This is a genomic window from Paracoccus salsus, assembly GCF_021556615.1.
GTDB classification, from domain to species: Bacteria; Pseudomonadota; Alphaproteobacteria; order Rhodobacterales; family Rhodobacteraceae; genus Paracoccus; species Paracoccus salsus.
The window spans coordinates 654003-674459 of sequence record NZ_JAKGGD010000002.1 but is presented as its reverse complement, the minus strand read 5'-3'; the positions used below and the strand labels follow the sequence as shown (position 1 = coordinate 674459).

19 protein-coding genes are annotated in these 20457 nt (G+C 64.6%); 4 read left to right on the top strand and 15 right to left on the bottom strand.

Translation table 11 applies throughout. From position 1 onward, the window contains the following. Positions 1–176: 176 nt before the first annotated feature. The 3 genes from L1965_RS06485 to L1965_RS06475 form a co-directional block, all read right to left on the bottom strand. The gene (locus L1965_RS06485) at positions 177–410 is read right to left on the bottom strand and encodes a hypothetical protein (protein WP_235755582.1); all 234 of its coding nucleotides are present in this window, start codon (positions 408–410) and stop codon (positions 177–179) included. A 169-nt stretch (positions 411–579) separates the two neighbouring features. Continuing rightward, complete coding sequence (locus tag L1965_RS06480; RefSeq protein WP_235755581.1) at positions 580–2859, bottom strand: NADP-dependent malic enzyme; 2280 nt, start codon at positions 2857–2859, stop codon at positions 580–582. Between the two features lie 186 nt (positions 2860–3045). Continuing rightward, entirely contained in the window at positions 3046–3771 is a 726-nt protein-coding gene (locus L1965_RS06475) for an Ntn hydrolase family protein (RefSeq protein WP_235755580.1), read from the bottom strand. A gap of 308 nt (positions 3772–4079) precedes the next feature. Here L1965_RS06475 and L1965_RS06470 point away from each other — a divergent pair, with 308 nt between their 5' ends. Beyond that, complete coding sequence (locus L1965_RS06470) at positions 4080–4982, top strand: DMT family transporter (protein ID WP_235755579.1); 903 nt, start codon at positions 4080–4082, stop codon at positions 4980–4982. A 216-nt stretch (positions 4983–5198) separates the two neighbouring features. On the opposite strand, the gene L1965_RS06465 is transcribed toward L1965_RS06470, so the two are convergent. From L1965_RS06465 to L1965_RS06455, 3 genes are read right to left on the bottom strand one after another with little or no spacing between them, the layout of a single operon-like run. Next, positions 5199–6041, bottom strand: a complete 843-nt coding sequence (locus L1965_RS06465; RefSeq protein ID WP_235755578.1) for a transglutaminase family protein — start codon at positions 6039–6041, stop codon at positions 5199–5201. A 2-nt stretch (positions 6042–6043) separates the two neighbouring features. Further along, positions 6044–7000 (bottom strand): alpha-E domain-containing protein, encoded by a 957-nt coding sequence (locus L1965_RS06460; RefSeq protein ID WP_235755577.1) that lies wholly within the window; start codon positions 6998–7000, stop codon positions 6044–6046. Between the two features lie 13 nt (positions 7001–7013). Further along, positions 7014–8423: a circularly permuted type 2 ATP-grasp protein gene (locus tag L1965_RS06455; protein ID WP_235755576.1), complete on the bottom strand. Its 1410-nt coding sequence runs from the start codon at positions 8421–8423 to the stop codon at positions 7014–7016. A gap of 296 nt (positions 8424–8719) precedes the next feature. Here L1965_RS06455 and L1965_RS06450 point away from each other — a divergent pair, with 296 nt between their 5' ends. Further along, positions 8720–9043, top strand: a complete 324-nt coding sequence (locus L1965_RS06450; RefSeq protein WP_235755575.1) for an STAS domain-containing protein — start codon at positions 8720–8722, stop codon at positions 9041–9043. 5 nt (positions 9044–9048) lie between these two features. Further along, positions 9049–9555 carry an ATP-binding protein gene (locus L1965_RS06445; RefSeq protein ID WP_235755574.1) on the top strand — a complete coding sequence of 169 codons (507 nt, stop codon included), beginning with the start codon at positions 9049–9051 and terminating at the stop codon, positions 9553–9555. 74 nt (positions 9556–9629) lie between these two features. Here the strand turns inward: L1965_RS06445 and hspQ are convergent, their stop codons facing one another. The 6 genes from hspQ to L1965_RS06415 all read right to left on the bottom strand — a co-directional run bounded on the left by hspQ (position 9630) and on the right by L1965_RS06415 (position 16474). Beyond that, entirely contained in the window at positions 9630–9971 is a 342-nt protein-coding gene (gene hspQ, locus L1965_RS06440; RefSeq protein WP_235755621.1) for a heat shock protein HspQ, read from the bottom strand. Positions 9972–10099: 128 nt separating this feature from the next. After that, positions 10100–10570 carry a CreA family protein gene (locus L1965_RS06435; RefSeq protein ID WP_235755573.1) on the bottom strand — a complete coding sequence of 157 codons (471 nt, stop codon included), beginning with the start codon at positions 10568–10570 and terminating at the stop codon, positions 10100–10102. A 4-nt stretch (positions 10571–10574) separates the two neighbouring features. Continuing rightward, on the bottom strand, positions 10575–11297 hold the full coding sequence (locus L1965_RS06430; RefSeq protein ID WP_235755572.1) for a metallophosphoesterase: 723 nt from the start codon (positions 11295–11297) through the stop codon (positions 10575–10577). An 87-nt stretch (positions 11298–11384) separates the two neighbouring features. Then, complete coding sequence (gene serA / locus L1965_RS06425) at positions 11385–12974, bottom strand: phosphoglycerate dehydrogenase (protein WP_235755571.1); 1590 nt, start codon at positions 12972–12974, stop codon at positions 11385–11387. Between the two features lie 124 nt (positions 12975–13098). Next, positions 13099–14244, bottom strand: coding sequence for a phosphoserine transaminase (locus tag L1965_RS06420; RefSeq protein ID WP_235755570.1), 1146 nt, complete (start codon positions 14242–14244; stop codon positions 13099–13101). Between the two features lie 388 nt (positions 14245–14632). After that, positions 14633–16474: a calcium-binding protein gene (locus L1965_RS06415; RefSeq protein WP_235755569.1), complete on the bottom strand. Its 1842-nt coding sequence runs from the start codon at positions 16472–16474 to the stop codon at positions 14633–14635. A 435-nt stretch (positions 16475–16909) separates the two neighbouring features. Here L1965_RS06415 and L1965_RS06410 point away from each other — a divergent pair, with 435 nt between their 5' ends. Beyond that, complete coding sequence (locus L1965_RS06410) at positions 16910–17248, top strand: carboxymuconolactone decarboxylase family protein (protein ID WP_235755568.1); 339 nt, start codon at positions 16910–16912, stop codon at positions 17246–17248. On the opposite strand, the gene L1965_RS06405 is transcribed toward L1965_RS06410, so the two are convergent. The 3 genes from L1965_RS06405 to L1965_RS06395 are packed head-to-tail and all read right to left on the bottom strand — an operon-like array spanning position 17249 to position 20437. Beyond that, on the bottom strand, positions 17249–17941 hold the full coding sequence (locus L1965_RS06405; protein WP_235755567.1) for a thiamine ABC transporter ATP-binding protein: 693 nt from the start codon (positions 17939–17941) through the stop codon (positions 17249–17251). Further along, positions 17934–19478 carry a thiamine/thiamine pyrophosphate ABC transporter permease ThiP gene (locus tag L1965_RS06400; RefSeq protein WP_235755566.1) on the bottom strand — a complete coding sequence of 515 codons (1545 nt, stop codon included), beginning with the start codon at positions 19476–19478 and terminating at the stop codon, positions 17934–17936. The genes L1965_RS06405 and L1965_RS06400 overlap by 8 nt, the downstream gene beginning before the upstream one ends. Beyond that, positions 19454–20437 (bottom strand): thiamine ABC transporter substrate-binding protein, encoded by a 984-nt coding sequence (locus tag L1965_RS06395; protein WP_235755565.1) that lies wholly within the window; start codon positions 20435–20437, stop codon positions 19454–19456. Before L1965_RS06395 ends, L1965_RS06400 begins: the two co-directional genes overlap by 25 nt. Between the last annotated feature and the right edge of the window lie 20 nt (positions 20438–20457).

The following is a 20457-nucleotide window of genomic DNA, read 5'->3' as shown; positions in this document are numbered from 1 at the left end:
TGGGTAAAGAGGTCGCGGAAAAAGCCGGTTCGGCCGCCAAGACGGCCGCCTGAGACCACAGGCCCGACCCGCGACGACATGACGAAGGGCGGCCCCCGGAAAGGGGCCGCCCTTCCTGCATGCGGGCTTGTCCTGATCCGAGGATTGCGGTGGTGGCCGGCCCTCAGTCGCCGGTTTCATCGACCGAAACACGCAACCGGGTCAGCGCGCTTGCCGGGCAAGGCCAGCGAGTCGATCAGACTGGTCCAGCCGCCGGTTGCGGTTGCGCCGTCATCGGCGGTGAGTGAAAGTTGAAGCAGGGCGCTCAGGTCGGGCGAAGCGATAGAAAGCCCCGCGATCATGGTATTCGCGGGCCGGTGACTCATGTGTTGGAAGCGGTGCCGCTTGCGGCTGCCCGCCGGGCAGACCATCCGGCCGCCTTCGCGACAATGTCAAGGCAGGGGCAACGGTCTTTCAGAAAAGCCCCTCTGGTGCCCGGCCCGCGCGGCCGTCGGGCGCCCACGGCCGCGCGCGAACGTGATCAGGCTTCCGTGATCGCCGACCGCACCTGACTGCCCTGGGGGGTCGGCACGGCACCGCTCATTTTCCGATCCCCAGCCCACCGGCCGAGATTGCCGCCATGTTCAGGATGTCGCTGACAGTCGAGCTGGTCGAGCATATCTGGATCGGCATCCGCACCCCGGTCAGGATCGGGCCGATCACCGTCGCGCCCGCCATCTCTTGCAGCAGCTTGACCGAGATCGAGGCCGAATGGCGTGCCGGCACGACCAGAACATTGGCCGGACCGGTCAGTCGGCTGAACGGGTATCGTGCGGCCGATTCGGCGTTCAGCGCGACATCCACCGTCATTTCGCCCTCGTATTCGAAATCGGCGCCGCGCGCGTCCAGGACCTTCGGCGCCTCGGCCATCTTGATGGCGCGTTCGCTGATCGGATAGCCGAAATTCGAGAACGAGAGGAAGGCCACCCGTGGCTCCAGCCCAAGCCCGCGTGCCACCGCGGCCCCGCGCATCGCGATGTCGGCCAGATCGTCAGCCTCGGGCCATTCGTGGACCAGCGTATCGCCGATCAGCACGATCCGCCCCTTGTGCAGGACGGCGGTGATCCCCACCGCGCCGTCCTGCGGGCGCAGGTCGAAGACCTGTCCAAGCTGTGCCAGCACATGGGCGTTCTTGCGCGTCGCACCGGTGACCAGACCATCGCCGTGCCCATGCGCCAGCATCAGCGCCGCAAACACGTGGCGGTCGCGATTGGCCAGCTTGTGCGCGTCCTCCCTGTCCACGCCCTTGCGTTGCAGGCGGGCGTAGAGAAATTCGTGATAGGCGTCGAGGTGCCGGGAATTGGCGGCGTTGACGACCGTGATCTCGCGTACCGCGTCGGCAAGCCCGGCGGCTTCCAGCTTCTCCTTCACGTCATGTTCGCGGCCCACGACCAGGGCCTGTCCCATTCCGGTCCGCTGCCAGGACACCGCGGCACGCAGCACGCGCGGATCGTCGCCCTCGGCAAAGATCATGCGGGCCTGTTTCTGGCGCGCGCGCACATGGATTCCGCGCAGGATTGCCGCAGTCGGGTCCATCCGCGCCTTCAGCGCCTGGGTATAGCCGTCCATGTCGATGATCGGGCGGCGGGCGACGCCGGTATCCATCCCGGCACGGGCGACGGCGGGCGGCACGACATGGATCAGGCGCGGATCGAAGGGCGTCGGAATGATGTAGTCCCGACCGAATTGCAGCTTGCGCCCATAGGCGGCGGCCACCTCGTCAGGCACGTCCTCGCGCGCCAGCCCGGCAAGGGCCCGGGCGCAGGCGATCTTCATCTCGTCATTGATGGCGCGGGCGTGGATGTCCAGCGCACCGCGGAACAGATAGGGAAAGCCAAGCACGTTGTTGACCTGGTTGGGATAGTCGCTGCGCCCGGTGGCGACGATCGCGTCGGCCCGGACGGAATGGGCTTCTTCGGGCGTGATTTCCGGGTCGGGATTGGCCATCGCGAAGATGACCGGGTTGTCGGCCATCGACTGGACCATCTCCTGCGTGACCGCGCCCTTGACGCTGACTCCCAGGAACACGTCGGCGCCCCGCATCGCATCGTCCAGCGAGCGCGCCTCGGTCACCGCCGCATGCGCCGATTTCCACTGGTTCATGCCCTCGGTCCGACCCTGCCAGATCACGCCCTTGGTATCGCACATGATGCAGTTGTCGTGCCGCGCGCCCATGGATTTCAGCAGTTCCAGGCAGGCGATGCCCGCGGCACCGGCGCCGTTCAGGACGATCCGGACATCCTCGATCTTCTTGCCGGTCAGTTCGAGGGCGTTCAGCAGACCCGCGGCACAGATCACCGCCGTCCCGTGCTGGTCATCATGGAAGACCGGGATGTCCATCAACTCCTTCAGGCGCTGCTCGATGATGAAGCATTCGGGCGCCTTGATGTCCTCCAGATTGATACCCCCGAAGGTGGGTCCCATCAGCTTGACGGCGTTGATGAATTCCTCGGCGTCCTCGGTGTCCAGCTCAAGGTCTATGGCATTCACGTCGGCAAAGCGCTTGAACAGCACCGCCTTGCCTTCCATCACCGGCTTCGAGGCCAGCGCGCCCAGATTCCCCATCCCCAGGATCGCCGTGCCGTTCGAGATCACGGCCACCAAATTGCCCTTGGTCGTATAGTCATAGGCGGTCTCGGGCTTGTCGGCGATCGCCTGGACGGGCACCGCGACGCCGGGACTGTAGGCCAGCGACAGATCGCGCTGCGTGGTCATGGGCGTCGAGGGTGTGATGTCGAATTTCCCCGGGCGCGGCTCCATGTGATAGGCCAGCGCCTCTTCGGGCGTGATGCGGGCGCCGCGGCGCGTCTTGTCGGTCATGAATGTCCCCCCTGCCTTCGGCCTGATTAACGTGGTCGCAGGAAAGCCTCAACGCCGAAGGCGGACCCTCATGGCCGCATCGTCCGGCGGCCCATGCACCGGTCCACCGCGCGCCGGCCAGCGTGGCCGCCGGGGCCCTGCACATTGCGGGACGGGACGATCCGGCCGACCGCGAAGATCCTGATGCTAGAGCGAGACATTCACGAAGCTTTCGCGCAAGGCGGCGGACCAGGCTGCGCTCATCTCCATGAAGTCGGAATCGCCTTCCAGGATGCGTCTGCGTGCCGAGACCCGGCAGGCGTCCTTCTCGATCACCGCGAGATCCAGGGGCATGCCCACCGACAGGTTCGACCGCAGCGTGGAATCCATCGAAAGCAGCACGGCCTTTTGCGCGTCGGCAAGGCTGGTCGCGGGCGTCACCACGCGGTCCAGGATCGGCTTTCCATATTTGTGCTCGCCGATCTGCAGGAAGGGAGTGTCCTCGGTCGCCTCGATGAAATTTCCCTCGGGATAGATCAGGAACATCCGCATGTCGCCGCCAGCCCGCTGACCCGCCACGATCATGCTGGCCGAGGCCTGCTGGCGCAGGTCGCGGCACTGATCGGCGATCTCGCGGCGCGTGCGCGACAGGGTGTTGCCGATGATGGTGGCGACCTGAAGCATGGTCTGCGCCTTCAGGATCGAACTGGCCTCGTCGGCCATCTCGTCGGTGTTCGCCTCGTCCAGCCGCGCAAGCGCGGTCTGGGTCACCGACAGCGATCCGGCGGTCATGATCGCGATCACCCGTTCGCCCGGATTCTCGAAGAAGAACATCTTGCGATAGCAGGCGATGTTGTCCAGCCCGGCATTCGTCCGGGTATCAGACAACAGCACCAACCCGTCATTCAGTTTCAGACCGACACAGTAAGTCATCGCAGGAAATCCCATAAAGTCGATGCCAACCTATGCCTGCCGGATTGGCGTAGCAATCTCTCGTTGCGCAGGAATTCCCTGTTATCCACCAGAAAAGGCAAGGGGTTTGCGGGCGGTTGAGTATCGCCTGGCGCGATGCGCCCACGCGGGTGGCCGGACCTGGTCACGCCTGATTTTCGGAAATCGGCCGGCGCCGCCACAAAGACGCCGACCAGCGCGACAAGGGTCGTGATGGCTGAAGATCGCGGCGGCGCTTGCCAGCCGCTGCCATGTTGTTCCTTGGGTGAACCTGCGCTAATGCCACGCGCATGATGAATGATCGTGCCGCCATTCTGGCCACCGCAATCGTCTTTGCGACAGGAGCATTCTGGGGATTTTACTGGCTTCCTGTTCGCGCCCTGACAGAGTTGGGCCTGATGGGTGCGTGGGGAACGGTTGCGATTACAGGCTCGGCTGTCGCCCTCTTGCTGCCTGTGGCAGTTCGAAGCTGGCGGGCGATCCGAAACGCAGGTTCCGTTGCCCTGATATCGATCGCTCTGGGCGGCGCAGCCTTCGCCCTCTACTCCGTGGCATTTGTCTACGGCCGAGTGGCAATCATCATCCTCCTCTACTTCCTGACGCCGGTCTGGAGCACGCTCATCGGCAGATATGTCATGGGCTGGAAAACGCCTCGCATGCGCCTTGTGGCGATCGGGGTGGGCCTCGTCGGCCTGACCGTGATGCTGAGTGCTGACGGCACCGCGCCGATTCCGCGCAGCACCGGTGAATGGATGGCCCTGCTCGCCGGGCTTGTGTGGTCGATCGCAACAACCGGTATCCGCGCGAAGTCCGCCCTCGGGCTCGCCGAAGCTGCCTTTGTCTTCTCTGCCGGCGCGTTGGTGATATCGTGCATGCTTGCTCCTGTTCTGGCACCGCTGCCGAGCGGTGAAACCCTCGGCAGCCTGGGCCGGCTGATTTCTGTCGCCCTTGCCGCCGGGGGAATCTGGTGGGCACTCTCCATGGTCAGTCTCATGTGGGCTACCATCCGGCTGGAACCGGCGCGGGTCGGGATATTGCTGATGTCCGAGGTCTTGGTGGGCGCGATATCGGCAGCGATCCTCGCGGATGAGCGACTACATACCATTGAAATCACAGGAGGATTTCTGGTCCTGCTCGCCGGTGTGCTGGAGGTCTGGCCCATCCGGCAGGCTCGCCCGTCAAAGTCGGCTTGAGGCATCCGCCGCGCGGGGTCCGATCACATCAGACAGGCCTTTTTTCCTTGGATGGCAGGCAGGCAATTCGACTGGTCTGGTGTGCCATGCGGTCGGCAGTCGGGTTTCAGGCGCTTCGCCCAGCCCCCTCGCGCAAGGCCGTTCGGCCGCAGCGCGACGCGCACGAGGGTGAAGCCAGCCTGCTGAACCAGCCTCGACCGCGAAGATGCTGTCCGCTCAGCTCTGGGTCTGCGACTGGCTTTGCTGCTGAAAGCTTTCCAGTTCCTCGACGCTGACAGAAACGTCCATCATTTCACCGCCGCGACCCTGAGAGATCCCGCGGATCGGCGCGGCGTCCTGGGCGTCAAGGCCCGACCCCAGCCGGACATAGCGTTCGTCGGGACCGCAGGCATTCGCGGCGTCGAAGCCCACCCAGCCCAACCCCGCGATATGGATCTCGGCCCAGGCATGGGCAGCGTCATCCGGCTCGCCATTGATGGTCGAGTGCAGATAGCCCGACACGTATCGCGCGGGCATTTCCCGCAGCCGTGCCGTGGCGATCAGCGCATGGGTGTGATCCTGGCAGACTCCTTCACCCAGCTTCAGCGCCTCGGCTGCGGTCGTGTGAGATTCGGTCACGCCGGGGCGAAAGGCAATCGCCGCGCTGACCGCTGCTGACAGCTTGTGCGCCAGATCCAGCCGGTCCGCGGTCTCGGAGACCGAACCGGCAAGGTCGCGCAGATTGTCATCGGGCGCGGTGGGCTTGGTGTCGCGAAGATAGGCGAGGGGATTGATCATCTCGCGATGACCGCGCAGCACGCCCGCCGTGTCGCGGGTTTCCACCCGGCCGCGGACGCTGACAACGACCTCCTGGCTGGGGCCGCGGACCGTCCAGCCCTCGATCCAGTCGCCGGCCCCGTCGCGGAAACCAGGACCCCGGATGCCGCCCCGGACCTCGATCTGCCAGTCCTGCGTGCGCTGGCCCTCGAACACCGAAGGGGTCAGCCGAAGGCTTTGCACGATGTTGCGGGTCGGATGGCCATAGCGATAGGCCGTCTGATGCGAAATGCGCAGTTTCATCGTCACGCCCCTCCCAGAAGATAATCCTCGTGGACCCGCATCGAGACGAGGCTGATCTCGTTGATGAACCAGCTCAGAAATTCGTGCAGCCCTTCATCGAAAATCATGTCGATGTCGCGCGCCTGCAAGGCCGCCAGCACCTCGCGCGCCTTGTCGCGCGCGGTTGCGGGCACGGCGTCGCCATAGCGCTTGGAGATCCCTTCCAGATGCCAGGTCGCCTCGTAGAGCGAGGTGATCAGCGATCGCGGGCTTTCGCCATTCAGGATCAGGAAATCCGCCACCCGACCGGCCGAGACGTCGCCACGATAGGCCCAGTGAAAGGCCCGGTGCGCCGACAACGCCCGCAGGATCACCTGCCACTGGTAACTATCAAGACCCGACCCCACGAATTCGACCCGCGGCAGCAGCACGAAATACTTGACGTCCAGAAGCCGCGCGGTCGCATCCGCCCGCTCCAGCCCATAGCCCAGATGCATGAAATGCCAGCCATCGTTGCGCAGCTGGGTCGAGTTGATCGCCCCGCGCACGGTCGCGGTGTGCCCGGTGGTGAATTCGGTCAGCGAGGCCGTGTCCACCTTGGACCGGGGCTTCTTCTCGATCTTGCGAAGCTCCTGGTAGGCGACGTTCAGCGCGTCCCAGACTTCACTGGTCAGCGCGGTCCGCACGATCCGCCCGCTTTCGCGCGCCTTTTCGATGCAGGACGCCACAGAGGACGGATTCTGACGGTCGAAGAAGATGAAATCCTCGATTTTTTCCTGGGTGATCTCGCCATGTTTCTCGGCAAACCGCGCGGATGCGCCCGAGGCTTGCAAGAGAGAGTTCCATTCGTTCTGGTAGCCGGCTTCGGTATTGGGCAGCAGGGTGATCCGCTGCCCGACATCCAGCAGGCGCGCGGCGGTTTCGGCGCGCTCCAGGTGACGGCCCATCCAGAAGAGATTCGAGGCTGTGCGGCTGAGCATCTGTTCCGTTCCCTTATTCCGACAGGACCCAGGTGTCCTTGACGCCACCGCCCTGCGACGAGTTGACGACAAGGCTGCCTTCGCGCAGCGCCACGCGGGTCAGCCCGCCCGGCACCAGTTCGATCCGGTCCCCGCACAGGCAGTAGGGCCGCAAATCCACGTGGCGGGGCGCGATCCCCTCCTCGACGAAGGTCGGGCAGGTCGACAGCGACAGCGTGGGCTGGGCGATGTAGTTCGACGGGTTCGCCTCGATCTTCCTGCGGAACGCCTCGACCTCGGCCTTGCTGGCCTTGGGCCCGACCAGCATGCCGTATCCGCCAGACCCGTGCACTTCCTTGACCACCAGATCGGCCAGGTTTTCCATGACATAGCGGTAGTCGTCCTGCTTCCACAGCGTCCAGGTATGCACGTTGTTCAGCAACGGCTCCTCTCCCAGATAGAAGCGGACCATCTCGGGGACGAACGTGTAGATCGCCTTGTCGTCGGCAACACCCGCACCCGGGGCCGAGCAGATCGAGACACCTCCCGAACGATAGACGTCCATCAGGCCGGGGACGCCCAGCATCGAATCGGGCCGGAAGCACAGCGGGTCCAGGAACGGGTCGTCGATCCGGCGATAGATGACATCGACGCGCTTGGGCCCCTGCGTGGTGCGCATGTACACGAACTCGCCATCCACGAACAGATCGGCACCCTCGACCAGTTCCACGCCCATCAGATTCGCCAGAAAGCTGTGCTCGTAATACGCGCTGTTGAAATGGCCCGGCGTCAGCACCACGCAGGTCGGCCGGTCGGTGCATTTGGACGGCGCGACCGATTCCAGCGTGCGGCGCAGCAACTCGGGATACTGGTCCACCGGCTCGATCCGGTTGCCGCGGAACAGCTGCGGGAACATCCGCATCATGATCTCGCGATTTTCCAGCATGTAACTGACACCGGACGGCGTGCGGCAATTGTCCTCGAGCACGAAGAACTCGTCCTTTGCGGTTCGGACCAGGTCGATGCCGATGATGTGGGAATAGACGCCGCGCGGCGGCACGACCCCGACCACCGCCTTTTCGTAGGCCTCGTTCTGATAGACGAGGCGGGCGGGGATACGGCCCGCGCGCACGATCTCTCCGCGGCCATAGACGTCGCGCAGGAAGGCGTTCAGGGCGCGGGCGCGCTGCTTGATCCCGCGCTCGAGCCTGCGCCATTCGGCCTGCTCGAAGACGCGCGGCATCATGTCGAAGGGGATCAGCCGGTCAGGATCGCCGCCCTCGCCGTAGACGGCGAAGGTTATGCCGATCCGCCGGAACAGGGTCTCCGCCTCGGCCTGCTTCATCTGACGGAAGTCGTCGGGCATGGTCGCGACCCAGTCGCTGAGCCGTGCATAGGGTTCGCGAACCCGCTCGCCGTCGAACATCTCGTTGTAAAAGTTCATCTTCCCCCCCGTTTCAGGACGGCGCCCTCCGAGCGGGCTTCTCGCTGCCCGATGATTGGAGGCACATTTTTGCGAAGTCCACCGGTGAAGGGGCATTCTTGCACCAAAGTTCGGCAATTCATGGGGTTTTTCCCTTCGCGGCCGCGCGTGACCGGGCGCGCGCGGGGCCGGATGCCAAAACTTTGGGCAGCATCAGTTGCGACCCGGGCGCCGTCCGCGCCACGCGTTCGCCGCTTACCGGATCGTAACCTTTTGAGTCTAGTCAGGACGAAAGGAACGCAGCCCGAGGTTTTGCAATGCAGTTGACCGTGACCGATACCGGCCCGACCCTCGTCATCGCGGTTGGAGAAGCGCGGATCGATGCTGCGATTGCAACCCGGTTCAAGGACCATCTGCGCGAGGTGGTCGTTCACCACCGCAAGCCCGTGGTGATGCAGATGGGGGCCGTCGATTTCATGGACAGTTCCGGCCTGGGCGCGATGATCGCCCTGCGCAAGGCGCTGTCCGAGGATCTGCCGCTGACGCTGGAAGGGCTGACACCGAATGTGGAACGCGTCTTCCGCCTGACGCGGATGGATACGGTCTTCGATATCCGCCCAGAGGCCGAAAATGAGGAGTAAAGGAAATGACCTCTACCGAACGGCAGAATGCCGGGTTGAAGGGCCGCGTTTCGGCGCGATCCCAGCCGATGTTTCACCGCGTGCTTGCTGCGCGCCCGGGGACCGTGCGCGACACCCTGATCGAGATCCGCAAACGCTTTTGCAGCGAGGTCAGCGACGACACGCTTGGCCGGCTTGAACTGGTCCTGGCCGAGGTCATGAACAACGTGGCAGAACACGCCGCCACGCAACTGGGGGCGCCGGACCGGAGCCAGATCCCATCGATCCATCTCAGCATCGTTCTGCACGAATCCGGGCTTGCCTGTGCGATCACGGACGACGGTGTGGCATTGCCGGCGAACTGCGTGCTGCCGCGCGGCCTGCCGATCATCGACACCGAGGATTTGCCTGAAGGCGGCTTCGGCTGGTATCTGATCCAGGACCTGACGCAGGCGCTGTGCTATTATCGCGAGGGAAACCGCAATTTCTTGGCGTTCAGCGTGCCATTCCTGCATCGTGCGACGAACCCGTGACGCCGCGACCGCGTCGTCCGCCGATCGTTTCGGGCACCTCGCCACGATGAGTGGCGACGGTGCGCCCCGGACGGTCAGTTCAGACGGCCCGCCAGCGGATAGCGTCCGTCGCTGAAGTCACCGAACATGTCCGGAACATCCGGATGTTCCAGAGGTTCGCCGGAAGGATCGGGGATCAGGTTCTGTTCGGACACATAGGCCACGTAATAGGTTGCCTCGGTCTCGGCATAAAGATGGTAGAAGGGCTGGTTCTTGTCAGGCCGGACATCCTCGGGGATCGAATCATACCATTCCTGGGTATTGGCGAATTCCGGATCGACATCGAAGATAACGCCCCGAAAAGGACGATCGCGATGACGCACGACTTGGCCCAGGCAATATTTCGCGATGCGATTTTGTGCCTGCGTACTGAGCATTTCCATGAGGGCACCAGACCTGTTGTCAGACTGCAAGGCTTCTAATCCCCACGGCTGATTCTGTCCACCGGATCGCCAACATTTGCATGAATTGCACGCATCTGCGGCGTCTCTGCGCGGGCAGCGGCCTAGTCTTGCGGTTGTCCGCCGGAAATCGCCCGGAACAGCGGCACTGTCGAAATCGCCATCTTGGCCGAACCTTCCGTGATCTGGTTCGCATGGGCCAGATAGATCAGCACCTGATTCTGTTCGTCATAGATGCGCTTCACGCGCAGACTCTTGAACACCAGCGACCGGCCTTCGCTGAACACGTCCTCGCCATCGCTCCCTCGGCGGACCTGGCTCAGGTCGATCGGCCCGGTCTGGGCGCATTCGATGGCACTGTTCGAAGGATCCTCGAACCAGTTTCCCTGGCTCAGCCGATCCAGCATCGAGCGGCTGAAATAGGCCAGATGACAGGTGACGCCGCCGACCTTTGGGTCGCGGATCGCCTCGATGATGACGTCGTTGCCGATCCAGTCCACCCCGACCTTGCCGACCTCTTCGGCCGGCGCCTCGAGGGGCAACAGGATCAGAGTCAACGCAAGCAGGCGCAGCATGGTATCACTCCGGCAACAGGGGCGTGCGGCCCTCATCCTCGACAAGATGCACCTCCCCGTCCTCGATCACAACCGTGCAAAGCGGGCGACCATAGGCCGCGCCCCCGTCGATGTTCAGCCGGTTTCCGTGATGGGTTGCCGTGCTGATCGCGGTATGGCCGTGAACGACCAGCGCTCCGTGATCGGCATCGCAATCCAGAAACCCCTTGCGGATCCAGACCAGGTCTTGCTCGGCCTGGTTGCGCAGGTCGATGCCCGGACGGATGCCCGCATGCACCACCAGCGCCTGCGGATGCAGAAACCATAACGGCAGCGAGGCCAGGAAATCCGCGTGCCCGGTCGGCACTGCGCGCAGTGCTTCGGCCCACAGCCGGTCGCGAGGCGCCTCGGGGTCAAGCCCGTAGGAAGCCAGCGTCTCGGCTGCGCCCAGCCCCGGATGATCGACCCAGTGCTGTCCCGAACTCAGCCCCGGATCGATCCAGTCGGGCATGCGCAGAAAGGCGGGCAGGAAGCGATCGTGGTTGCCGCGCATCACCACCCAGGGCCGGCCTTCTTGCTGGCCGCGCATCAGATATTCGACCACTCCCCGCGAATCCGGCCCCCGATCGATCAGGTCACCGACATGCGCGATCATGGCGTTCGGACCGCCATCGCGCAAAACCCGCTCATGCGCGGCTTTCAGAAGATCCAGCTGACCGTGGATATCGCCGATGGCATAAAGGCGCATGAAGACCCTTTCGATGCGGTCACCACGTGAAGGCCCCAAGGAAGAAGGGGTTGCGCGCCACCCGACCGGATGGCGCACCGGCGACGCTCAGATTTCGAAATGCAATGGCCGGACCTGCAGGAACTTTCCGGTCTTCTGCAGCGCGGCCAGGGCCTCTTCGCTGATCGCCTCGTCCAGATACAGGATGGCGATGGCGTCTTCGCCGGTGGATGAGCGGCCAAGGGTGAAGTTGGCGATGTTCACGCCCAGATCCCCAAGCGTCCCGCCAAGCGCACCGATGACGCCCGGAACATCCTTGTTGCGGGTGTAAAGCATGTGCTCGCCGACCTCGGCGTCGATATTGATGCCGCGGATCTGGATGAAGCGCGGCTTGCCGTCGCTGAACACCGTGCCGGCGATCGAGCGCTCGCGCTTGGCGGTCACCACGGTCAGCTTGACATAGCCCTCGAACACACCGGCCTTGTCCTGGCGGGTGGTGGCGATCTGGACGCCACGCTCCTTCGCCATGACCGGCGCCGAGACCATGTTCACATCCGGGTTGGTCGCCTTCATCACGCCCGCGATGACCGCTGCGTTCAGGGCGTTCAGGTTCATTTCCGACACGACGCCGTCATAGAGGATGTTGATCGCCTTGATGGGCTCTTCCGTCATCTGGCCGACAAACGCGCCCAGATGCCCGGCAAGCTTGATCCACGGGCCCATCACCGCGGCCTCCTCGGCCGTTACCGAAGGCATGTTCAGCGCGTTCTGCACGGCCCCCGTGAGCAAATAATCCGACATCTGCTCGGCCACCTGAAGGGCCACATTCTCTTGCGCCTCGGTCGTCGAGGCGCCCAGATGCGGGGTCACCACGACATTGGGCAGGTTGAACAGCGGGCTGTCGGTGGCCGGTTCGACCGCGAAGACGTCGAAAGCCGCCCCTGCCACCCGGCCATCCTTCAGGGCCTCGGCCAGCGCCTCCTCATCGACCAGGCCGCCGCGCGCGCAGTTGATGATCCGCGCGCCCTTCTTCAGCTTGCCGATGGCCTCGCGCGACAGGATGTTGCGCGTCCTGTCGGTCAGCGGCACATGGAAGGTGATGAAGTCGGATTTCGCCAGAAGGTCGTCCAGCTCGACCTTGGTGACGCCCATTTCGCGGGCGCGATCCTCGGACAGGAAGGGGTCATAAGCCAGAACGCGCATATGCAGGCCCAGGGCGCGGTCGATGACAATCGATCCGATATTGCCTGCGCCGATCACGCCAAGCGTCTTGTTGAAAAGCTCGACGCCCATGAAGCGGGTCTTTTCCCATTTTCCCGCATGGGTCGAGGCGCTGGCTTCGGGCAATTGCCGCGCCACCGCGAACATCATCGCGACGGCGTGCTCGGCCGTGGTGATCGAGTTGCCGAACGGTGTGTTCATCACGATCACGCCCTTCCTGGAGGCCGCCGGAATATCCACGTTGTCGACGCCGATGCCGGCCCGGCCGACGACCTTCAGGTTTTCGGCCTTTTCCAGCAGCTTTTCGGTGACCTTGGTGGCCGACCGGATGGCCAGCCCGTCATAGTGGCCGATCACCTCGGCCAGCTTGTCCTTGTCCTTTCCCAGGTCGGGCATGTAGTCGACCTCGACGCCGCGATCGCGAAAGATCTGGACGGCTGTTTCCGACAGCTTGTCGGACACAAGAACCTTTGGCATGTCATTCATCCTTCATGAGTTGCGCCCGGGCACCGCCTCGCAGACGCTGTGTTGGTCTTCGGTATGCAAATATCCTGCAACGGGCCTGGGGGACGCAAAGTCCCCCAGCGGTCGCGGGACGCAATTACTGCGCGGCCAGTTCGGCGCGGTAGGCGTGCTCGATCCAGGGCATCAAGGCTGCGACGTCGGCAGTCTCGACCGTCGACCCGCACCAGATCCGCAGACCCGCCGGTGCGTCGCGATAGGCCGCGGCGTCCAGCGCGACGCCCTCGCTTTCCAGGCGCTTGGCGACGGCCTTGGCGAAGGCCGCGCTGTCCTTGATCGCCGGATCGGTGAATTTCAGGCAGACGCTGGTGGTCGAGGCCGTCGCCGGATCCTGGGCCAGATCGGCGATCCAGTCCTTGTCCGCGATGAAGTCCCGAACGGCGGCGGCGTTCGCGTCGGCCCGTCCGATCAAACCATCCAGCCCGCCGATTTCCTTCGCCCATTTCAGGGCGATGAGGTAGTCCTCGACGGCCAGCATCGAAGGGGTATTGATCGTCTCGCCCCGGAAAATGCCCTCGTTCAGCTTGCCGCCCTTGGTCAGGCGGAAGATCTTCGGCAGCGGCCGGTCGGGTGTAAAGCTTTCGAGCCGTTCAACCGCGCGCGGTCCCAGGATCAGCATGCCATGCGCGGCCTCGCCGCCCAGCACCTTTTGCCAGCTGAAGGTCGCCACATCCAGCTTGTCCCAGGGCAGGTCCATCGCAAAGGCGGCGCTGGTTGCGTCGCAGATGGTCAGCCCTTCGCGCCCGGCAGGGATGGCATCGCCGTTCGGGACGCGCACGCCCGAAGTCGTGCCGTTCCAGGTAAACACGACATCCTTGTCGAAATCGACTTGCGCGAAGTCGACGATCTGACCGTAATCCGCCGTGCGGACGGTGGCGTCCAGTTTCAACTGCTTGACGGCGTCCGTCACCCAGCCCTCGCCAAAGCTTTCCCAGGCCAGCATCTCGACGGGGCGCGCGCCCAGCATGGTCCACATCGCCATTTCGACGGCGCCGGTGTCCGAGGCCGGCACGATGCCGATGCGGTAATCCGCCGGTATGCCAAGGACCTCGCGGGTCAGGTCGATCGCCTCTGCCAGCTTCGCCTTGCCGATGGCGGCCCGATGCGAACGGCCCAGCGGGGCGTCGGCAAGCATGTCCAGCCTGTAATGGGGGATCTTGGCGCAGGGGCCCGAGGAAAAACGCGGATTTTCCGGCCGCGCGGCCGGGATCGTCGGATCAGTCATGTGACTCAGCCTTCCAGCTAAAAGCCCCTCGTTGGGGAGGGGTGTCCCACCGCCGCGAATACGCCTTTCCCGAAATTGCTGCAACAGAAAAAGAGGATTGTCCCTCGGGCTCAGGCGGACCCGCGCAGAACGACGCAGACACCAGGGGCCTGGGCGACGGCAGGATTGGCAGCCGCGAAGACGGCCCGCCCGCAGGTGACTGATGGATCGAACGATGCGGGCCAGCCCGCCGATCCTGTCAGGAATCACGACGGGTCCGGACGGATCCCGGATGGCCTGGCGCACCGATTCCGCCAGTTCGGCGCGGGGCGAGACGCGATACGGGCCGGCACGGCGAAAAGGCGCGGCCAATTGCGGCCGCGCCCAGTGATCCGACAAGGGTTGAAGATCAGAGAATGAAGTCACCCGCCCAGTAGTCGTTCGCATCCGACAGGCCATCGACGATCCTGACGGTCATCTCGGGCGCCGCATCGCTGTCGGTGTTGACCCGCAACCACGTCTCGCCGCCGACATTCTGCATCCAGATCGTGCCTGCGCCGCCTGCGGTGGTCCCATTGAAGACGAAGGCCTGGTTGCCGGCCAGGTTGACATTCGCATCAATGGCGGACAGGTCGATCCTGTCTTCGGTGGTGCCGAACCAGTTGATCCCGGCGCCCTGGAAGTCCTCGATCCTGTCATAGGCGCTCGTGACGCCGTAGGGGGAATCGGACGTGCTGTAGAAGCGGAAGACATCGTTTCCGCCGCCGCCGATCATGACATCGCGCCCGCTGCTGCCAGCCAGCGTGTCGTTACCCGACCCGCCATTGAGCGTGTCATCGCCGGTGCCGCCATGCAGGAAGTCGTTGCCGCTGCCACCCAGCAACAGGTCATTGCCTGCGTCGCCATAGGCGCGATCATTGCCGGACCCGCCGTTCAGCGTGTCGTTGTGATTGCCGCCGCGCATGTAGTCGTTCCCGCCATGACCGGACAGACGGTCGTTGCCGTTATCGCCATAGAGGCGGTCATTGCCGCCGCGCCCGCCAAGCACGTCGTTTCCATCACCGCCACGGATCTGGTTGGCGCCGTTGGTCCCCAGCAGCGTGTCGTTGCCCCCGCCAGAGCGCAGGTTCTCGAACTGGGTGAAGCTTTCGCCGGCATAGTTGGTCAGGCCCGTGCTCAGGTCGACGCGGTAGTTGCCATTGAACGTCGTCGTATCCAGCCAGTCGGTTCCGGCCCCGCCGCGCAGCGTCTCGGGCGTGCCGAGACCGGCATAGACGTAGTCGTTTCCGTCCTGCCCGTCATAGACCCCCGCCCCGCTGGACCGGATCGTGTCGTTGCCGGACCCGCCATAGATGGTGTCGGTGCCGCCGCCGCCGATCAGGCTGTCATTGCCGGCATCGCCATAGATGTAGTCGTTACCGGCCAGCCCGTCGACGGTGTCGTTGCCGAGGCCACTATAGATGATGTTGTCGCCGGTCGTCCCGGTCAGGTTGTCGTTGCCAGACCCGGTCACAAGGTTCTCGAACTGGGTGAAGCTTTCGCCGGCCCAGTTGGTCAGGCCGGTGGTCAGGTTGACGGTGTAGTCGCCGTTGAAGGTCGTGGTGTTCAGCCAGTCGGTTCCGGCCCCGCCGCGCAGCGTCTCGGGCGTGCCGAGACCCGCATAGACGTAGTCGTTTCCGTCCTGCCCGTCATAGACCCCCGCCCCGCTGGACCGGATCGTGTCGTTGCCGGACCCGCCATAGATGGTGTCGGTGCCGCCGCCGCCGATCAGGCTGTCATTGCCGGCATCGCCATAGATGTAGTCGTTACCGGCCAGCCCGTCGACGGTGTCGTTGCCGAGGCCACTATAGATGATGTTGTCGCCGGTCGTCCCGGTCAGGTTGTCGTTGCCAGACCCGGTCACAAGGTTCTCGAACTGGGTGAAGCTTTCGCCGGCCCAGTTGGTCAGGCCGGTGGTCAGGTTGACGGTGTAGTCGCCGTTGAAGGTCGTGGTGTTCAGCCAGTCCGTCCCGGCCCCGCCGCGCAGCGTCTCGGGCGTGCCGAGACCGGCATAGACGTAGTCGTTTCCGTCCTGCCCGTCATAGACCCCCGCCCCGCTGGACCGGATCGTGTCGTTGCCGGACCCGCCATAGATGGTGTCGGTGCCGCCGCCGCCGCCCAGGCTGTCATTGCCTCCGAACCCGTAGATCAGGTCCGCGGCTGCGCCGCCGATGATGGTGTTGTTGTTGTTGTCGCCAAAATACGTCGCCATGATGTTCTCCCTTTCTTCTTTCTGCGCCTCCCGTTGATCGGGAAAGCTGTATCGGGATTGGTGATACGCCGTCGGCGTGAAACAGGCGTGAAAAAAATTGCGTATTGATTCCATTATGAATTGCTTTCAAAAACCTATTCCGAGACGTGCGAATCACCTGTATTTTTCTTTTTGTATGAGCTTGTTGCGCCGCTTTTCATGCCGCTTCGGCTGATTGGTCACGATGATATGATTCTTGTTTTGTACGGGGACGGGATTGCGATCCGCGAGCGAAATGAAAGTCCGAAACATGATATCGCCGCATGGTTGGAAATTTGCATAACTATTCGCGCTAAGCGTGATAGCCAGGGCGTTACTGAGGCGGTATCTTTCGCGCTTGCGTGCGCCGCAGCGCAAAGATATTCATGGCTTCGAATGTGAAAAGGAGATCATTGCATGGACGCCCGGGCGAGTATCGAAGAGATGAGGGACCAGCTTCGCAGCCTCAACCGCGCGCATCCCGACGCGACCCGTGGCTTCGGGGCGATGCAGAAGGCGATCAAGGAAGGCGGCGTTCTGGGCGTGAAGGAAAAGGAGTTCGTCGCCCTTGGCATCGCCATCGCGACGCGCTGCATGCCCTGCATCGAGTTTCACGTCGAGGCGCTGATGAAGGCCGGAGCCAGCCGTGAGGAAATGGCGGATGTCTGCGCCATGGCGATCAACATGGCCGGCGGTCCGGGGCTGATGTATGCGGCCAAGGCGCTGGCTGTCTGGGACCAGCTGGCGGATGGCTGATCAGCCAAGATAGGCGCGCAACCCCGGCGGCGGATCGTCCAGCAGCGGCCCCGTCGCCGCGGGCGGCATCGCGGTGCCCTGGTCGATCAGGATCGTCTGTGGCGCAAAGGCAACCGCGTCGCGGGGATCATGGGTGACCATCAGCACGGTTGCGCCTGTCTCGGCCGCGATCCGGGCCAGCAGGTCCAGCATCTCGGATTTGAGGGCCGGACCCAGCGCGGCGAAGGGTTCGTCCAGCAGCAGCACCGGCCGTGCGCGCAGCAGGACACGGGCCAGCGCGACCCGGCTCTGCTGCCCACCGGACAGATTCGCCGGGCGACGCTGGTCCAGGCCTTTCAGGCCGACCTCCTCGATGACCTGCGCCACACGGGTCCGTTGCGCCTCGTTCAGGCGCAGGTCCGGGCGCAGGCCAAGGCCGATATTCTGCGCGACGGTCAGATGCGGAAACAGGTTCTGGTCCTGAAACAGGAACGAGACGGGACGCTCACCGGGCGGCAGGTCCGTGATGTCGCGTCCGCGCCAGAGGATCCGGCCCCGGTCGGGCGCCAGAAACCCGCCGACCAGCGACAGCAGCGTTGATTTGCCCGAAGCGGAGGCGCCGATGACCGCGACGCGCTCTCCGGCCGCGACGGCCAGATCCGCGTGCAGGGTGAAATCGCCTCGGGTAACCTGGATGTCGCGGAACTCAAGCAAGGCGGCCTCCGCGATCGAACATCCAGAACAGCGCAAAGCTGATCGCCATCAGCAGTACCGCACAGGCCGAGGCATCGGCCATGCGGTAGGAATTCATCAGCTGGTACAGTTTCAGGGGCAGCGTGGGCTGATCGGTCGCAAACAGGGTGATGACCCCCAGATCGCCCATCGCCAGGGCGGCCGCCAGCCCGCCTGCGAATCCCAGTGGCCGGGCCAGCCGCGGCAGGGTCAGATAGCGCAGGCGCGAGACGCCGCGCATGTTCAGCGAATCGGCCAGCCTGCCGTAATCGGCGCGCAGGGTCCGCGCGGCCGGGATCAGCGCGCGCAGGCCGAAGGGCAGGGCCATGATCGCGTTGATCATCACGGTGACGGGCAGGGCCATCGCGTCGGTGGAGAACCATCCTCTCAACACGATGAACAGCCCCGTGCCCAGCACCAGCGGCGAGGCGATGATCGGCAGCATCCCGGCCGCCTCGATCCACGCCGCCCGTCCGCGCGCGATGGCCAGCGCCAGCGTCAGGCACATCAGCAGCGCCAGCAGCGCCGAGACCAGCGCCATCACGATCGACCGCAGCGCCGCCGTCCAGACCTCGGGCGGCAGCGAGGCAATGCGCGGCAGACCCTGCATGCTGACGGCAAGGATCGGCCACAACAGCGCCAGCGTCGTCAGCGCGATCGCCAGCGCGTCCATGCCCACCCGCCAGCCCCGCGGGGCGCGCGCATGGCGGCTTTCATCCAGCCCCGCGCCGAAGGCCGCCGGGATCGCGATCCAACGCGCCAGCGCCATTGCCGCGACGCACAGCCCGATCTGGACCAGCCCCAGCGCCGCCGCGCGGCCCAGGTCGAAATCAAAACGGAACGCCTGATAGATCGCCAGTTCGACCGTCGTCGCCGAGGGACCTCCGCCCAATGTCAGCGCGACCGCGAACGATGTCAGGCAGACCAGGAACACCGCCAGCCAGACCCCCGGCAGGACCGCGCGCAGCATCGGCCACTCAAGATGCCGGGCGACGTCGCGCGGGCCAAAGCCCAGGCTTTCCGCCAGCCGGAACCGCTCGGCCGGGATCGCCTGCCAGCCTTGCAGGATCAGGCGCACCGCCAGCGGAAGATTGAAGAACACATGGGCGAGGATCACCCCCTGCCAGCCATAGATGCTGAATTCCGGCAGCCCCAGCGTGCGCAGCGCATCGTTGATCGCACCGTTGCGGCCGAACACCGCGATCAGCCCCATGATCGCCACGATCACCGGCAGGATGAACGGCGCCCCCAGCAGCGTGACCAGCGCCGCCCGCCCCGGAAATCGTCGCCGCGCCAGGGCCCGCGCGACGGGGATGGCCAGCGCCGCCGACAACGCGGCCGACACGACCGCCTGCCAGATCGTGAACCACACCGCCCGCCAGTCCCACGGACCCAGCCCCGACAGGCCGCCGGCATGCCACGCGACGACCGCCAGCGTCCCAAGGATCAACGCGGCCAGCCCTGCGGCGACCGCGGCCCCCCCGGCCACCGGCCTCAGCGCGTGAAGGCCCGCAGCCATTCGTCCAGCGCTGGCTGGCGCAGCGCCTCGGCCTCGTCCTCGGTGTGGAACAGCGTCTTGTCGGGGCGCGGCAGATCGCGCATGACCTGCGGCCATTCGTCCCGCGGCAGCCTGGCCGGCAGCGACCAGTTGGCCAGCGGAATCTCGCGCTGGAATTCGGGCGTCAGGATCCAGTCCATGAATTGCTGCGCCAGTTCGGGCTGGTCCGTCGATTTCAGCTGCGCAGCCAGTTCCGCCATGAAGTAGTGACCTTCGGGAAAGATCGCGGCCTGCTTGGTCGTGTCGTCCTCAGCCGCGATGTGATAGGCGGGCGACGTGGTGTAGGACAGCACCATGTCGGCCTCTCCATCGGTGAACATGCCGTAGGATTCGGACCAGCCCCGGGTCACCGTCAGAACCTTCGGCGTCAGCTTTTCCCATGCCTCGTCGGCCCGGTCGCCATAGACCGCCTTGACCCAAAGCAGCAGCGCCAGGCCCGAGATCGAGCTGCGCGGATCCTGGATCACGATCTTCAGGTCACCGGCCGCTTCAAGCAGTTCGTCGAAGCTGGCGGGCGGGTTTTCCAGCCGCGTGCTGTCATAGACGAAGGCGGTCTCGCCCCAGTTGTAGGGCAGGAAGATGTCGTCGGTCCATTCGATCGGCAGCGACATGTCCGACGTGTCCTGGCCATGCGGCGCGAACAGGCCCGAGGCGCGAGCACGCGCCGTCATGTCGGTGTTCAGCCCGAAAACCAGATCGGCCTCGGTCCTGTCGCCCTCCATCAGGATGCGAGGCAGGATGTCGCCAGTGACGAATTGAAGGTCGCAGGCGCAGATCGCCTCGAATCCCGCTTCGATCTTCGGTCCCGGACCCCATTCGCTGGCGATGTAGTCGCCGGCATAGATGGTCAGCACGGGCTTTTCCTGCGCGGCCACGGGGGTCGCGGCCAGCATGGCAAGGGCAATTAGGCGGATGTTCATCGCTGTGCTCCTTCTTTTCG

Coding starts and splice junctions, on each gene's coding strand:
- L1965_RS06485 (WP_235755582.1), bottom strand. CDS start 410: ATGGTCTGCCCGGCGGGCAGCCGCAAGCGGCACCGCTTCCAACACATG.
- L1965_RS06480 (WP_235755581.1), bottom strand. CDS start 2,859: ATGACCGACAAGACGCGCCGCGGCGCCCGCATCACGCCCGAAGAGGCG.
- L1965_RS06475 (WP_235755580.1), bottom strand. CDS start 3,771: ATGACTTACTGTGTCGGTCTGAAACTGAATGACGGGTTGGTGCTGTTG.
- L1965_RS06470 (WP_235755579.1), top strand. CDS start 4,080: ATGATGAATGATCGTGCCGCCATTCTGGCCACCGCAATCGTCTTTGCG.
- L1965_RS06465 (WP_235755578.1), bottom strand. CDS start 6,041: ATGAAACTGCGCATTTCGCATCAGACGGCCTATCGCTATGGCCATCCG.
- L1965_RS06460 (WP_235755577.1), bottom strand. CDS start 7,000: ATGCTCAGCCGCACAGCCTCGAATCTCTTCTGGATGGGCCGTCACCTG.
- L1965_RS06455 (WP_235755576.1), bottom strand. CDS start 8,423: ATGAACTTTTACAACGAGATGTTCGACGGCGAGCGGGTTCGCGAACCC.
- L1965_RS06450 (WP_235755575.1), top strand. CDS start 8,720: ATGCAGTTGACCGTGACCGATACCGGCCCGACCCTCGTCATCGCGGTT.
- L1965_RS06445 (WP_235755574.1), top strand. CDS start 9,049: ATGACCTCTACCGAACGGCAGAATGCCGGGTTGAAGGGCCGCGTTTCG.
- hspQ (WP_235755621.1), bottom strand. CDS start 9,971: ATGCTCAGTACGCAGGCACAAAATCGCATCGCGAAATATTGCCTGGGC.
- L1965_RS06435 (WP_235755573.1), bottom strand. CDS start 10,570: ATGCTGCGCCTGCTTGCGTTGACTCTGATCCTGTTGCCCCTCGAGGCG.
- L1965_RS06430 (WP_235755572.1), bottom strand. CDS start 11,297: ATGCGCCTTTATGCCATCGGCGATATCCACGGTCAGCTGGATCTTCTG.
- serA (WP_235755571.1), bottom strand. CDS start 12,974: ATGCCAAAGGTTCTTGTGTCCGACAAGCTGTCGGAAACAGCCGTCCAG.
- L1965_RS06420 (WP_235755570.1), bottom strand. CDS start 14,244: ATGACTGATCCGACGATCCCGGCCGCGCGGCCGGAAAATCCGCGTTTT.
- L1965_RS06415 (WP_235755569.1), bottom strand. CDS start 16,474: ATGGCGACGTATTTTGGCGACAACAACAACAACACCATCATCGGCGGC.
- L1965_RS06410 (WP_235755568.1), top strand. CDS start 16,910: ATGGACGCCCGGGCGAGTATCGAAGAGATGAGGGACCAGCTTCGCAGC.
- L1965_RS06400 (WP_235755566.1), bottom strand. CDS start 19,478: ATGGCTGCGGGCCTTCACGCGCTGAGGCCGGTGGCCGGGGGGGCCGCG.
- L1965_RS06395 (WP_235755565.1), bottom strand. CDS start 20,437: ATGAACATCCGCCTAATTGCCCTTGCCATGCTGGCCGCGACCCCCGTG.